This is a genomic window from Paenibacillus sp. 2TAF8 (genome assembly GCF_052114825.1).
Lineage (GTDB): Bacteria > Bacillota > Bacilli > Paenibacillales > Paenibacillaceae > Paenibacillus.
The window spans coordinates 1-15,095 of sequence record NZ_JBFRFN010000041.1 but is presented as its reverse complement, the minus strand read 5'-3'; the positions used below and the strand labels follow the sequence as shown (position 1 = coordinate 15,095).

The following is a 15,095-nucleotide window of genomic DNA, read 5'->3' as shown; positions in this document are numbered from 1 at the left end:
GTATTAAGGACCTGGCTCCTTTGGATTTCTACAACCAGAACCTGATTCAGCCCATTCCAATTGAGGCAGTTCGATTGTAAATTGAAAAACTATGAAAGATGGAGATTAAGAGAGCATGTGTCCAAACTTAAGGGGTTAATCCGGAATATTTGACTCACTTATTCTAACTTCTAAATATTATCAGTGCTATTATATGTGAAAATCATATGATAAAGATTCTCTAGATGATGGGAGGTGTGTCAATTGAAGTGAAAATATATGAGAATAGTAATTATCCTCTATAGGAAAGTGACTGTTTTCATGATTCTTTCTAAGATTGTTTTTCCTCACTATTCATCGGCCGGCAAGCGCTAGTTCTGATACTGAAATCGCATTGGGTAGTTGCCCACTTACTATGCCACCGGACTATTGGTGAACAACCTGATCTATACTCAGGGAAAATATCGCGTCAATCGACTGGATACATCCGGATTCTTCAATGATGATCCTCCATTCCACAATCTTCCTAAAAAATTGTAATAAAGGCTTGCTCCACTTTTCATCGATAAACCGTTATCAAAAGACTCTTCCCAAATAGAAGAATTGATTAAGAATCATAATAGTAGAACGCTTTAGTTAATCAAAATACATACTACTATTGCTTAGAACTGATAAAACCAAAGAAGTGAGATTCTATATATTCTATGTCATTCTGATAATCATTCTCCTTAACAATTTGATTTATGTAGTCATTCTTAATTTTTGATCCATCCATCGCTCTTTTTAATTTTTTGTTGTCAATAATAGCCTCTTGGAAATATTTATAAGTGCAGCTTTCAATATCGTCATGAGTTATTGATTTAAATCGTGCTATACCTTTAAGTTCTGCGATTGCACTTTTTCGAACTCCAGTTCGGTAGTCCTGTAATTCCGCCGTCATATATTTTTCATATCTATCTATAATTTTAAATAGTTTTATAAAATTATTAATTTTATCATTTATCAGCTTTGAGTTTGTATTGTTCAATTCAATTTCTATTTTGAATTCATTGTTTTCGTTTTCGTTAACAACAAAAGTAAAGTAACTAGACACTTCTTCATAATAAGGGTGTGCTATTGGAAGATATATAGTATCTCCTTTTATAACCTCATTACAGGCTTTGCAAACTACGATAAGATTTTCTGGAAATATGGACAAGACTGGAAAAGTAGCCTTTGGTAAAAAATGATCTACTGATACTATATCTTTGTTTATTTTAGTAATATCACAATAAGGACAAACTTGATTCAGAGACATCATCGCTCTAAAATCATCCAAAGACGTAGATGTTGTGAAATAAGCGTTATTGAAAGTTTTGTATTTTAGTAAATTTTCATACAAAAAAATGAGTATCTCTTTAAACTCTTCAGTTGAAATATCCGTAAATTTAGATCTCCCTCTCCACTTCCCGTTTAGTATAGATCTATACCTACTAACAAACTTTCCATATTCTTTACATAAATCTATAGGGCAATCTTTCAATCTATAGAGTTTATCAAGGAGTACTCCTCTGTTAAGAATATCCCTTACATTGGGATTAATTAAAATCATATTCACTTTCAACTCACCCTTGGTATAATGGGGATTCTTCTTTGAAGATATTCTTATTGCTTTTAATAGCGTACACATAAAATCATGATATGGCTTTAAAAAATTTATGTTTTCCGTTATCTTATACATAATTAGTCAGTCTTCATTCCTTGCCTCGTATATTTTTTTTAATTTCAAAAATAACTGAAATTTTGTTGGACTATCGCCTAGTTGATCATATAATTCAATAGCCGAGTTAATGTTGTTTTCTTCTATATATTGCAATATTTTTTTTTCATAGCTCTCTAGAACTGTCCCTTCCTTCTCCTCAACATCAAATATTTTCTTTAAAATCCCATCGTATTCTAAACCTATTGTTTTCTCTTCAATATAATCTTGGTAGATTGCAGTACCATTTTTTTTCAATAAAATAATGTTTTCTTTGGGTATATCTGAAACAATTAATGGCGCATGAGTAGCAATAATTACATGGCAATTCACATCAATTATATCTTTTAAGATGTTAATATAACCGTTAATCCATTTTGGATGTAAGTGTGTTTCTGGTTCATCGATTAATAAAACTGAATTTTCTGAAACAGAGTGGGCTATTTCAACCAGTCTTAGGAATAAACTTAGTTCGCCAGAACTCCAATAAGATAATGGAATAATATCAGAATGATCAGAATTAGGATAGAACCACAAATCTGAAATCACAAATCTATCAAACATTCCCAAAAACTTAATATCATTATAAAATTGAAATTCACCTTCAAAATAATTAATTATATCAGCAGAATCCACAAGTTTTCGAGCTTCGCCTTTATAATAGGTCTCTCGCTTCTTTGAAAAAGCACTTGAAAAAGCTTTAATTTTCATGTTTACATATAAATACTCTACTAGCACTCGTTCCAACTGATTTATTGAAAATGCAGATTTGTGTGCATAATATCTATCATCTTTAAACAAATCCTGCATATATTCCGACACGAATTTTCTGAATTTTTTCGTACTATTATCATAACTTCTAATCTCATAATCGTATTCATCAATTAATTCATCGATACTCAAATTTTGATTTAAATTAGGCAAAACAACTTTCAATATCTCATCATAAAGCCCTCTAAACAAATTTTCTCTGAAACGATTAGTTGTGAACCCTATAATGTTGAATTCAAGATAGTATGCGCTTGGTATATAGCCAATATAATCAACAATGTCATGCATTTTACTTGAATGTTTACAAACATATTCTTTAATTACATATTTCAATTTACTTAATCCCATTTCGGAATAAATTATCGGGCAATAGGAGGACTTCGAATATTTCGCTTGTATGTATACTCTCTCTATTGGTGTATAAGAAGAGATAACTAGTTTGCTTGGTAGTTGTATAGGGATATCAATAGTAGATAAGAGATATTGTTCATCTGAACTTAATTCGTACTTCATATGTGCATCAAGCATCTTATGCTTCTCTTTGGAGTCGGATAACAAATTAGTGATCGCTTGAAGTATTGACGTTTTTGCAGTCCCATTTTCACCGATTAGGACAGATAAATTAAATTTAGAATTGTTCATCTTTGAAAATTCGAGTTTAAAATCCTTTATTTTTTTGTATTTACCTATATAGACTTCCTTAATTAACATTATGGTACCTCTTTTCAAATATACATTCTCATGTTTAGTTAAATGCAGAATCTATTGTTGCAACTTTGAATGGAACAATTTACATTCCGGGCAAATAGTAAAAATATACTCATGTTTTAATCGTCTTGATTTTAATTATTTTTTATAAGCCTCTCCTTCAAAACATCATAGCTCACCACAGTTTATGAGTCTATCCGAATATTTCTGAATTATACTTTCACTTACTGGAAACTATTCCCCCCCCCAGTTCATCATGTGAAGGTATTCTTTTAGTGCTCTTTGAACTGGACCATAACGTAGATTTTTGAATGATATTTCTTTATACGGCTATTTAGTCCGTACGTATTGCGGATCTTTAAGATCTCGTCTTTGTATATACCATACCAAGATAATCATAGTCTGCAAATGTAAAGGTATATGTAAGATACTTACCTTCGGAGCTTCTCCCCCATAATCAGATAATATCGCAACAGTATTCGTTTTTTCGAAATTTGGTAGTAACAATTGCCTATTATCTCGCCTTTGCTCAAATGCAGCATTCAATATATCAAATAAAAGAGGATTACGATCCTTCAAATCTATCGGTAGCTTAAAGTCTCTTAATATTAGTGAATTAACTAAACTAGTGAGACCATCTTTCTGCACTATCCATTCCTCCATTCATCTAAAAGTATCATATGTGAAGTTTATTTAAATCTCAAGGGGGTCAAGAGTGCTGACCGCCACTTATAATATAATGCTTGAACATAGCTCCACACACAAGGTAATTGACGATCGTAAGCCTCGTGATGTGAGATTTTCTAAGATAAGACCAGAACTAAAATTGTTTCGGCTTCCACTGTACTAGGTATTTTATTCGTTTCGGGGACCTAACGGCAAATCCATCCCCAATTTTTTGAGCAAAAAAAGCATCTGCTTCGTTTAGCAGGTTGATGCTTTTTGCGACAGCTTCTTTCCTTGACCAATTTTCACCATATGGTCTCGCGTAATGATAGTATAATCTGGCACGTCAAATTCACTCAGAAAATTGATGAGCGCGTAATGCTTGAGTAAGATGACAAAAAAGATGCAGTCCAAGCTGCCATACTGATTGAACTTCCCGTAAACTAAATATCCACGATCGAAAAGGTAGGTGACTTGTTTTTCATTGAACAAGAATCCATCTCTGTTCGGTCGGCAGGCTTGGCTGATGTCAGAACGCTTTCTCTCGGGATACGCGGTTTCGGGGTCACGAAAGGCCACACGTAAATAGAGTTTGATCCCGGATTTTGTTTTTGGATACCTGGCCTAAGGGTATTTATTCAAACAAAGGCTAACCGTGTTTGAACCAAGTACTTTTACATTTCTGATCCGAGAGCAATCAGGATAACTATGCTTCGAAATCAGGGCGACCAGGTCACAAAACAACTGCTGAAGAAGTTATGGCGATACCTTCCCGTTAGCTTAATGAAACAGATAAAATATTCTTATCGACATTAATGGCATGTTCCTAATATTTTCAGCAAATGGAACTGAGTTCTTGCCTTCAGAAAGCGAATTTTGCTTTTCTCTCGCCACATAATTTCTGTCATGATAATATTTAGATAACAATCTAATCCGCAATGACACAATGTTCTTGTCCTTTTCGGCAAAGAAACCAAGTTCTTGTCCCTCGACAGGAATCACACTTATATTAGTGGCCTAATTAAAATAATCATAGGTTAATCCTTCGCTTCTACTTATTCTATAGTCAATATAGTAAACGAAAAATCTCAACGAACATCATTCCATGGTTTTGATCGATGAATTGTTTACGATTACCTATGCTATATCCCCCCCTAAAATCTTCTCGAACTTCCACAAATCTGTTTGATTTTTAATCAACTATTTTAAAATTTATGAAAAAATGTCTGCATCGTTTGGGATAGACTCCAATTTAAATGAATTAGGCTACAAAATAAGTCAGACGTTGTTGATAAACCAGCGCCTGACAGTTAACCGTAGATATAAATTTATTATAAATTTATGATACCTCTCATTGCACGTTTGGCATTATGACTGTGAACCTAAGTTTTGTACTTTCAAAGTAATCTGATGATTGAAGTCGAAGGTAAGAATTTCTGATGAATTTTTATTGTGAAGTTCTGGTTCATCCGCCGGATTTCCGGTCCACTGATATGTTCCAGATATCCATTTCTTTTGAAACCGGATTTGAATAGTACATCCTGGTATTAGTTTATGGTTCTCCACGTAATGCCCCATATATCTGTGACTGTCTCCTCTTCCAAGGTTATAGGTCCCTTTATTCGTACAGGGGTTCGTTTCTATTGTGAAATGCACACGCTCCGGCATTTCCTCCCTAAAAACTCTACTAATTCTTCTCTGTATCGATCTATTGCCTCTCAGGAATGGATAAGGCAATTTAATTGAGCGTGCTACATATAGATCCATAATCAACTTCCCATTAACATCTCTAAAATATAGCCAACCGGTGATAAACAAAGCGATTCTCCTTAAAGATCCGGTGTCAGACTCTTCAGCTTGTATGCTTCATCGGCCGGCTTAATCCAGTATGAACCCTTCAGTTAGCATTTCTCCGATGTCGTCATAAGCTCTCCTTCATCTCAGATTCCGATGGATTCCGCCAATCCATTACGATGCTGAATTCGCCGTTCTCTTCTCCTCTTACCATTTGGCCATTCGGCAGAACAATCGTGCATGAGATTTCCTCTGGCCAAGTGGCATGCATGCGAAATGTAGAATCGACAAGCTGCCATTGTACGGATATCAAGCCTTTAGTTGTCATTGCACACCCTTCAGCGTGGGAAAGACGACCGATTCGTGGACTTATTTTTATCTTCTCGCAGCCTGGGGCAGTGGGCTGAATACCTAACGTTTCTGTTGTATATTCATAAATCGGAACGGAGCCCCAAGCGTGGGCATCGCTGCGTTTGCTCACAGTATCTTCCATCCATGTTGTTAGTCCTTCGCACGCCATTTGCCTCCATGGAGCCAGCAAATCATATACTTTATCGTACAAACCAACCAAAGAAAGCGCACGGAACTGGTAGATGGACATCGCGAATGAACAGGATACAAAGTCTGGGCATTCGATCGACTGAAGGATTGCATGCCTGGCCTCTCTTCCTGTCAACGTCCCACTTAGAACAGCCCAAATTTGGGCGTGTTGGCTGAAAAGCTCCAGTCCGGGGCCGTCGGTAAGGCAGCCAGGCCGGCTGATCGACTTACAGTTTTCCTTTACAGCTAGCTGCATACGTTCGGCTCGATCAAAATACTCCTTCGCAACGCTCCTTCTATCAGTAAAAGCAGCAAGCTCAGCAGCTCTTTGCAGTGCGTAAGTATACATTAGACAATAAACCGTCAGCGGACCTTGGCGGGCTGCGTCAGGAACGCCATATTCTTCTTTCCATTCGTCAGCCCAGTCCACAAAAGACCAATACCGAGGGTTCATCTTACCAATCAGACCGCTTGCTTCAATCTTCCGGTGGAAATAACCGAGTATGGCGTCTACACCCGGTAGGTACCGCTCGACAAGTTCCCGGTCTCCCGCAAACATCATGTGGTCATGCAGCATGTAAATCCAATATAATGAAAAGCCTGGTATGACTTGGGTTGATACACTAGGATATCGGGACTGTGTTAATCCCTCTGGAAGCAAGGAACTGTAGAAATCAAACAAAGTTCTGCGGGCAAGCCTGTCATCGCCAGATAGAATATACGTGAACTGGATTTGGGAGCGGGTATCCATCACATATTGAAGCTGCTCATAATACGGACAATCTTCGTATGTTTCATGCATGCATCGTTTAAGTGTCCTGATGCTAATATCCCATAAAGCAGTTTCCTGAGGATCTGAAGAACGATATTGGGCGACGACATCAAGCGGGTAACCTGTTTCTCTGTAAGAAAATGTACGAAGCGTTAATGGTGCTTCTCCCGTCCTGATTTCAATTCTGACATAGCGGAATGTGCGAAACCAGAAAGGTTCATATTTCTCTATAAACTCTCTGCTTTCCTGTTTCAGGCCACTAGGTCTATAAATATCCAAATCACCATATAAATCTCCATTTGTACTGTCCGTCCGATCCCCTTTGTCACGTATCCAAGGGACCGATATGGGCGGATTCTCATAACATTCGGCGCACAACAGCCTGATTTCACTTCCTTGTCCGCCGGACAAATCCATTTCCAGGTAACCTGTAGTCAGCTCCCCGGCGTCAAGATCTACCGTTATCATTGAATCAGGTGCGATCGTTAACGGGCGTTCGTACGTCAACAATTCCAACCAATCAGGTTTGCTTCCTTTTGCGGAGAGCTGGGAAATACCAACAAATTTGCGTTTAGTTTCATAGAGAAAAGGAATGGGACGTTTTCTTAACTCCCACGGTTTCAGTTCCCCATGAACGATATCGAATACATATCGGGAGGCCTTCTCCCACTTTTCCGAAACATAGCCTGCTTCTGTCCATCCAAAAGGACGCTTGAACCCGTCAACGGCTTCCGAAATTCCGAGAAATTGCGTATAGACGCCTTGGGATAAAGTAATCGCCTCATCCTTTATACATTCCCAGGATTCATCGGTATGTGCATCTGCAGTCTGAGTATTCTGTTCATCTCTGATAACTGCATGCACATACAGCCCAGGAAGCCGCGTACGCCATACAGACTGATTTCCCTCGCCGGCATAAGGATAACGCAGCACCTGAACAGCAAAAACGTTTGTGCCTTCTTTCAGGTATTCTCCAACCTCAACTTCCTCATAATGCCATGTGAACCGATCCCCTTTGCAAGGTCCCCGGCTTACGGGTATACCATTGACATAAAGCAGGTAACGGCTGTCAGCTGAAATGCGAAGCGTGCAGTTATGCCTGCCTTTTCGAAGTTCAAATGTTTTTCTAAAATAGACAAATCCGCCTTCCTTGGCTTCATCTTCTTCCTTCCAATGAGGGTGCCATATCCAGCTTGCCTCTTCTTCCCAATCAGGACGCATAAGTGCCCTCCTTTTTTACAGATCGATTACTCTTTTACACTACCTGAAGCGACTCCTGAAATAATTCGTTCCGAAAAGATGAAAAATAATATCAGAACCGGAATAGTTGCAATGACGGAAGTTGCCAGTGCTTTATCCATATTAAGCAGAATATTGGATGTATACTTCATAACTGCCAGCGGTATGGTTTTGACTGCGTCGTCTTGAAGCATAATTAACGGCAGGAAAAATTGGTTCCATATATTAACCGACAATATAATGCACAGACTGACGATTACTGGTGAAGCAAGCGGAAACATAATGCGGTAAAAAATTCTCCATTCCCCGGCGCCGTCTATTCGTGCGGATTCGGCCAGAGCATCTGGCAAGCCGGCGAAGAAGTTCGTGAGCATCAGTACAGCCATGGATAATCCCGCTGATAACACCAGAATTACGCTCCACGGAGAATTAATCAGTCCAAGATTTTTGATAATCAAAAATACGGGAACTACACCGAGCTGGACAGGGAACATGAGACCAATCAAAAAGTACAGCATTACGCCTTGCTTGAACTTAAAGGAGTAACGACCTAAACCATAAGCAACCATGGATGCTAAAGCTACAATGATGATGATGGTCATCATGAGGATAAATCCGCTGTTCCAGATATTGACGCCGAAATGCTCGTTGCGGAAAACTTTGACATAGGATTCCAATGTAAAGGACTTGGGCCAGCCCAATGTATTGGACAGTACATCTTGCTTGGTGCGGAATGAGTTCCATGTAAGATACCCAAGGATAAGTAAGGTGAAGGAAGAGTACACCCAGAGGATCAGCTTTGTTACATACAGCTTTTTGATATCAGCCATGATCATTTCTCCTCCTTATAAGTGAATCTTAGCTGAATCAATGCAACCACAAAGATGATGGCAAACATGACGACGGCAATGGTAGTCCCCATACCTACGGAGTTTGTGCTTACCGTTCCTCCCATCGCGCCGGTCGTTCCGAAAGTAATTCTGTAGAAAAACAGTGTCATCACATCCATCGAATTGTTAATACCGCCGCTCACCCCTCCCAGCAAATAGCTGAAATCAAATAAGGTCATGGCAGCGATATAACTGATCATAGCAATATTTACGATACTGGAACGGATCTGAGGTATAATGACCGAGAAGAACCGTCTCCAGTAGCCGGCTCCGTCCAGATAAGAAGCTTCCATCACTTCGTCGGACAGCATCTTCATGGCTGCCACGAAGTAGATCATGCTGAAGCCCACACCTGCCCAAGCATTCATAATGAACAAGGTAAGGACCTCGTAGCCCGGAACCCCTAACCAATTTCGAGCATGTTCACCTAACCCGATTAGCTGGAGAAACTCATTGAAAATACCGATATTCTGGTCAAAAACTAGCGTAGCCAGAAATACGATAACGCTAGTGGTAATAAACTGCGGAGCAAAGATCATTGTTTGAAAAAAACGGTAGCCTTTTACACGTGTATAAATTACATAGGCAAAATAAAGCTGTATAGGAATCAGCAGCCCGACGTTAAGCACGACTAAGATTGCATTGTTCTTAAGCGCATTTAAGAACTGCCGTTTCAATTCCGAATTAGTGAACAATTCAATATAATTATTAAAGCCTACAAACACCTTCTCACTAAAACCGTTTGACTGAAACAGACTAAGCTGGGCAGCTGAGAAAATGGGATAGATCACGAAAATAGAATACAGAATAAAACCGGGCAATATGAACCACAGATAAGGTTTCTTTCCAAGCCACTGCAACATCTAGATCGCCTCCAAATGATTTGGACGGTTAAGCAGCTCGGCTTAACCGTCCAAAAATCGTTCTGATTATTTTGTACGGAGCAGCGCTTCTTCCAGCATGTCTGCAGCTTGCTGACCATCAATATGAGAGGTTAACAGTTGCGGCATTACTTGCTGAAGAAAGATATCATTCAACTTGATCTCTTCTGTTGATATGTTCGTTAATACGGAATAAATATTATGACCCAGGGAATCAAACGCACTCAATTCTTTGACTCCCTCATCTCTAGGCGTGATATCCTGCAGGGCCGGCACCATGCCTGTTTCATCCTCAAACAGCTGTTGGGCTTTTTGGCTGGACAGAAACTTTACATATTCGACTGCTTCTTTCGGATGCTTGGTTCCGGCAGATACGGCAAAAGTGGTCGCATTACTGAAGCTTTGCGGAGCAATGCGTTCACCAGATACTGTCGGGATATAAAATCTGCCGAGGTTTATTCCAGCGCCTACGAAGGTTGGATCATTCCAGGTACCATCTGCCATCATTGCTGTCTTGCCGTTAGTAAATGCCAGCTGGGCACCGGCATTGTCTACAGAGGCCAAATCCTTGGTGAAATAACCTTTATCGGCGAACTCTCTGATCGTTTGGAATACCTTAATTATGCTTGGGTCTTTGAAAGAACCAGTCCCCTCATTAATCTTGCTTAATGCTTCCTCAGCGGCAGCAGGCATTAGCGCAAAGGCAAGCCAAGCCCGCTCGAATTCAGATTTACCGGGAACGCTGAAGGGTGTTATTCCCTTATCCTTTATTGCTGCGACCAACGATATAAATTCATCTAAGGTTGCCGGGGCCTGCAATCCTTCCTTTTCAAAAATGTCCTTGTTATAATAAATCAACTGAGAGTCCATAAAGGCCGGAGGCGAGGAATATAGTTTTCCGTCCACCTTCGCGTATTCCATGAGGTCTTCCCCGAAACGGCTGGTATCGAGCCCGTAATCATCCAGATTAAGCAATGCAGCGCTCTGTACATACAGCTTCATTTTAGGGGTCTTGTTTCCTTGAACATAGAACACATCCGGCAGCGAGTTACTCTTAACAGCCGTGTCGATCGCTGTCTCTGACCCTGAGAATTGAAAGTTTAATTTGATATTCGGATGTTCTTCTTCAAATGCTTGATTGATTGCGGTAAATCCCGCCTCAAACGATGATTGGTTAGACTGGTCTCCCCACACGGTTAGTTCCACTTGTTTTTCGGTTCCGGCTTTGCTGCCTTGATCAGGTGAAGAGCTGTTTGTGTTGTCGCCACATGCTGCCAGCAGCAAGACGGAGACACTTGTCACTGCAAGAAGTGCTTTTCTGAATAACCCCTTTTTCATTTTTTATTTCTCCCTTCGTGTCTAACGGTTTGTAAGCATGTAATAATCATAGTTCACTAAATAAAGCGTTTCCATGAACAAGTTTTTGTTTATGATTCCACATTATTGGATAGTTGCATTTGATGTAGGGCAAAAAACCGGAACAGTGATGTCCCGGTTGATCGTCATTCCAAATTATTAGATGAATATTCCATTTAATTAGATGAGAAGCCAGTCGAGTTTCTAAATTCAGAAACGGTCATTCCGGTAACTTTTTTAAACACCTTTACGAAATAATTCGGGTTTGGATATCCCACACGGGAAGCTACCTCTTCAGCAGAAAGCGAGTATCGCTTCATGAGATCGATAGATTTACGGATACGAACCTGGGTCAGGTATTCAAGAAACGTCATTCCCATTTCCTGACTAAATCGATGACTGAAATAATGAATGTTTAAATTCACTAAGCTTGCGGCATCCTCAAGCCGAATGGTACGGGCGAAATGTGCTTCTACATAACGAAAAACCGGCTCCAGCCATGTTTGCGATTTCATCCTGGCGATAGCGGATAAGTCATTGAACCGTTTAATCGTCTGTAAAAAGCAGGACTTTAATTCGTCCCATGTTCGGATGGAATCCATTGAATAAAAGGGGAGGTTCATAAAATCGGACTTCTCTGTATCAATCAGCATATTTATGTTCAATAGATCATTTTGATAAATTTTAAGCATCCACTGGACCAAACGGAACGCAGTATCGGGAGAATAACGTGTCTCTAGTTCGCTGCCTACGGCCTCCAGCCACTTCGCCAACTCTTCCTCTGAAGCTGATGTCAATATGCTTATAAATTGCTGCTGCCATTGTTGAAACTCGATGTCCAGCTGCTCCTGAACAATATTTAGACTCGCATCAAAGCGGTACAAGCCTGGCCCATTGAAAAAGGATCGGTCAATCATTTGCTCTGCTTGGTTTCTTATCACTTTACACTTCTGAAAGATCAGATGCTCAGACATACCGGCTGATACTGTAATGGCAAGATTCTGCTTCACTGTGTCCATCCATTCTTTTACCAGACCAGCCATCATCGTTGTTTCTTCCGGTCCTGTTTCTCGACTAAAGAGTAATCCGTGAAAAATGCCTTGATCAAAGCCAAGAGGAATTGCATGTGTCGTTTTATTCATAAGATCTTGCAGGAGAAAGCCCAAGGCAGTCTGGTCGTCATCGTTGTCTGAGTGATCCATTGACCAAATACGAATTGCAACCCAACAAACAAAAGCAGATTCTTTCAAAAGGTCTGTAAGCAAAGGGTACTCTTTGTGAGAGAAATCCGCCGGAAAAGCAACGATACCCGGAAGTATTCTGGATTGTGTCATCAATCGCTGCCTTTCTTCATCCATGGCATTGGCCCGGCTCTGTCTAGCGCGAACCTTTGAGGAGAGTCTCTCCGATAATCGGGTCAGTGTTGAAATCAATTCATCTGGGTCGAACAGATGCTTGGGAATATAGTCTTGAACACCCAATTGGATTGATCTTCTCGTATATTCAAACTCTTCATAGCTGCTCAGGACTAAAATGATCATCTCTTTATCCGTCTCTCTAATCCGTCTTATCAATTCTAGACCATCCATTTCAGGCATTCGTATATCGGTCAGCAGCACTTCGGGGTAGCCATCTGTAGAAAAGGCCTCCCATGCCTCCTTGCCGTTCCGATAAACACCTTGTATCTCATAGCCATTTTCATGCCAGTCAATGATGGTCTGAAATCCAACCCGAACCAGGGATTCATCATCTACAATCGCAATTTTAATCATTTTCGTTTGGCCATCCTTCGTTCAAGATAGGAAGCTTTAATTCCACAGTAGTGCCTACTCCCCGTTCACTCGTAATGTTCATTCCGTAGGCAGGACCATAGAACATTTCAATCCTCTCTTTCACACTCAATAATCCGATGTGGCTTCCAGTTCCGCTGCTCATAACCTGCTTGATTTCATGTAAGCGCTCTTGACCAATTCCGCTGCCATTGTCCCATACCCGAATACTAAGCATCCCATTCTCTGCTTTTGCCTCCAGACGAATCTGTCCTGAATGATCAATAGACGACAAACCGTGAACTATAGCATTTTCTAAGAGGGGTTGAATCAAAAATTTAAGCAGCCGATACGGTTTCGCCTCATCCTCCAGTTCGACCTGAAATATAAAGTTTTGATGACGTACTTGTTGAATCTTGACAAATTCACGCATGACGTTAATTTCGTTTTCAAGCGAAACAAGTTCATTGGTGTCTCTGATCGAGTATCTCAACAGATTGCTCAATGCATCTATGATCTCTTTTATATGATCCTGTTTTCGTATCATGGCCATCCACCGGATGGTATTTAACGTATTGTAGATGAAGTGAGGAGAAAGTTGATTTTGGAGCACTTTTAACTGCACCTGCCGTTTGCGTTCTTCACTGGCCTTCACTTCACCCAATAGATTGTAGATCTCATACATAACAGAAATAAAGGTTTCATTCAGCTGCGTAATTTCTCTGGCCCCTCTGAATTTGGTAAGGGAGTTAGGCTTCTCGCCGCGCAATCCTCTCCGCATATTGGCAAGAAGCCTCGCGATCGGCAAAGCAATGTCGGTACGAATCAGGTAGGAGGCAACCAAACCAAGGACCAGACTTCCCCCGGCCAGCCAAGCAGCAAAAACACTCATTCGGTAGACGGTCGCATACACGGTATTTAGAGCATATTCGGCTGTAAGCGTCCATTCATTGTAATCAAGACTTTGTTCAAGACGTAAAACTTCAGAAAAGGTATCTTCCTGTATTCCGTGTTCTTGAAGCAGTACTTTATCCGGACCTTTTAGGAAAAAAGCAGTGTTGGAACCTGCCATAGCGGAGCTAAGAACGTCCCTGAATACATTAGATGAAACAATAAGATAAAAATATCCCATAGGTCGGAAGTTCTCATCTTTAATGACTCGTCCTAATCTGAAAGTGCTTACATCATCATCTGTAGGATAACCTGACCTTACAGAATCCCAATAAGGTGCCCCATTGGCTGTAACCGTATTTGACTTTCCTTTCTCACTTAAAGGCTCTTGTTCATCTTGGCCGATGACAAAGGTACTGTTGTCAGTAACAAATACACATCCTTTGATACGGTTGCTGTCTAGTCCGCCAATGATCGGCAGCACGCTTCGCTCCAGCTGCTGCTGAATTTCAATTTTTTCAAATTCGTTATGGACTTGTTCAGACAGTATTGCTCCTATTTCATCTGAGGTTAAAATCTGCAAACTCACATTATTATAGGTCTGAATGGTTGCTTCCAGTTTGTCTACAGTCAGGCTCGTAATCGAATCGGAATATGACTCGGCGTTGGTACGGATCGCAGCATTATAGTTCTGGGCCAAGAGGCTTAGTCCAACGATAGAGGGGAGAACAAATAAGGGCAAATAAAACAGGACCAGCTTCTTGGTCAAACTCCAACTATTCCATCGACGATTTAACCATTTGTATCCAGGTAGATAGGAACGGGATCTTCTCATGCCAGATTCTTCTATACCTCCTATGCTGCTTGGCTGACCTAATTAGCGTCATTTTTTCGACATCATTGTTTTCTTTAAAGCGAATGGTTCCGCGTTCCTTTAAAGCCGAAAACTCCTTGCTCTCCCGTTATACAATCAGACAGATGGAATGCGAACTGGAACTATTGGATGAAATGCTTCATGAACTGTAATATGCATATCTGAAAATAGATTTGTCAAATAATAGAACGATGTCTTTCCATTGAAGACATCGTTCTATCATCGTC

The 15,095-nt window shown here is 40.2% G+C and carries 8 protein-coding genes; all 8 read right to left on the bottom strand.

The genetic code is table 11. The features are described 5' to 3' along the window. Positions 1-634 precede the first annotated feature (634 nt). The 8 genes from AB4Z30_RS29575 to AB4Z30_RS29540 all read right to left on the bottom strand — a co-directional run bounded on the left by AB4Z30_RS29575 (position 635) and on the right by AB4Z30_RS29540 (position 14,829). Positions 635-1,576 carry an HNH endonuclease gene (locus AB4Z30_RS29575; protein ID WP_441931179.1) on the bottom strand — a complete coding sequence of 314 codons (942 nt, stop codon included), beginning with the start codon at positions 1,574-1,576 and terminating at the stop codon, positions 635-637. A 129-nt stretch (positions 1,577-1,705) separates the two neighbouring features. Beyond that, a complete protein-coding gene (locus AB4Z30_RS29570; RefSeq protein WP_441931178.1) occupies positions 1,706-3,199 on the bottom strand; it encodes an AAA family ATPase in 1,494 nt (497 codons plus the stop codon). Between the two features lie 2,584 nt (positions 3,200-5,783). Next, a complete protein-coding gene (locus AB4Z30_RS29565) occupies positions 5,784-8,189 on the bottom strand; it encodes an alpha-L-rhamnosidase-related protein (protein ID WP_441931177.1) in 2,406 nt (801 codons plus the stop codon). A gap of 26 nt (positions 8,190-8,215) precedes the next feature. Further along, a complete protein-coding gene (locus AB4Z30_RS29560) occupies positions 8,216-9,037 on the bottom strand; it encodes a carbohydrate ABC transporter permease (protein WP_441931176.1) in 822 nt (273 codons plus the stop codon). 2 nt (positions 9,038-9,039) lie between these two features. Beyond that, complete coding sequence (locus AB4Z30_RS29555) at positions 9,040-9,960, bottom strand: carbohydrate ABC transporter permease (protein WP_145331247.1); 921 nt, start codon at positions 9,958-9,960, stop codon at positions 9,040-9,042. Positions 9,961-10,026: 66 nt separating this feature from the next. Beyond that, positions 10,027-11,316, bottom strand: coding sequence for an ABC transporter substrate-binding protein (locus AB4Z30_RS29550; protein ID WP_441931175.1), 1,290 nt, complete (start codon positions 11,314-11,316; stop codon positions 10,027-10,029). 194 nt (positions 11,317-11,510) lie between these two features. After that, a complete protein-coding gene (locus AB4Z30_RS29545; protein WP_441931174.1) occupies positions 11,511-13,106 on the bottom strand; it encodes a response regulator transcription factor in 1,596 nt (531 codons plus the stop codon). After that, entirely contained in the window at positions 13,099-14,829 is a 1,731-nt protein-coding gene (locus AB4Z30_RS29540; RefSeq protein WP_441931173.1) for a sensor histidine kinase, read from the bottom strand. The genes AB4Z30_RS29545 and AB4Z30_RS29540 overlap by 8 nt, the downstream gene beginning before the upstream one ends. Positions 14,830-15,095: the final 266 nt, after the last annotated feature.

What these genes read in the sequence shown, in the direction of transcription:
- AB4Z30_RS29545 (WP_441931174.1), bottom strand. Translation starts at nt 13,106, where the DNA reads ATGATTAAAATTGCGATTGTAGATGATGAATCCCTGGTTCGGGTTGGA.
- AB4Z30_RS29565 (WP_441931177.1), bottom strand. Translation starts at nt 8,189, where the DNA reads ATGCGTCCTGATTGGGAAGAAGAGGCAAGCTGGATATGGCACCCTCAT.
- AB4Z30_RS29570 (WP_441931178.1), bottom strand. Translation starts at nt 3,199, where the DNA reads ATGTTAATTAAGGAAGTCTATATAGGTAAATACAAAAAAATAAAGGAT.
- AB4Z30_RS29560 (WP_441931176.1), bottom strand. Translation starts at nt 9,037, where the DNA reads ATGGCTGATATCAAAAAGCTGTATGTAACAAAGCTGATCCTCTGGGTG.
- AB4Z30_RS29540 (WP_441931173.1), bottom strand. Translation starts at nt 14,829, where the DNA reads ATGAGAAGATCCCGTTCCTATCTACCTGGATACAAATGGTTAAATCGT.
- AB4Z30_RS29550 (WP_441931175.1), bottom strand. Translation starts at nt 11,316, where the DNA reads ATGAAAAAGGGGTTATTCAGAAAAGCACTTCTTGCAGTGACAAGTGTC.
- AB4Z30_RS29555 (WP_145331247.1), bottom strand. Translation starts at nt 9,960, where the DNA reads ATGTTGCAGTGGCTTGGAAAGAAACCTTATCTGTGGTTCATATTGCCC.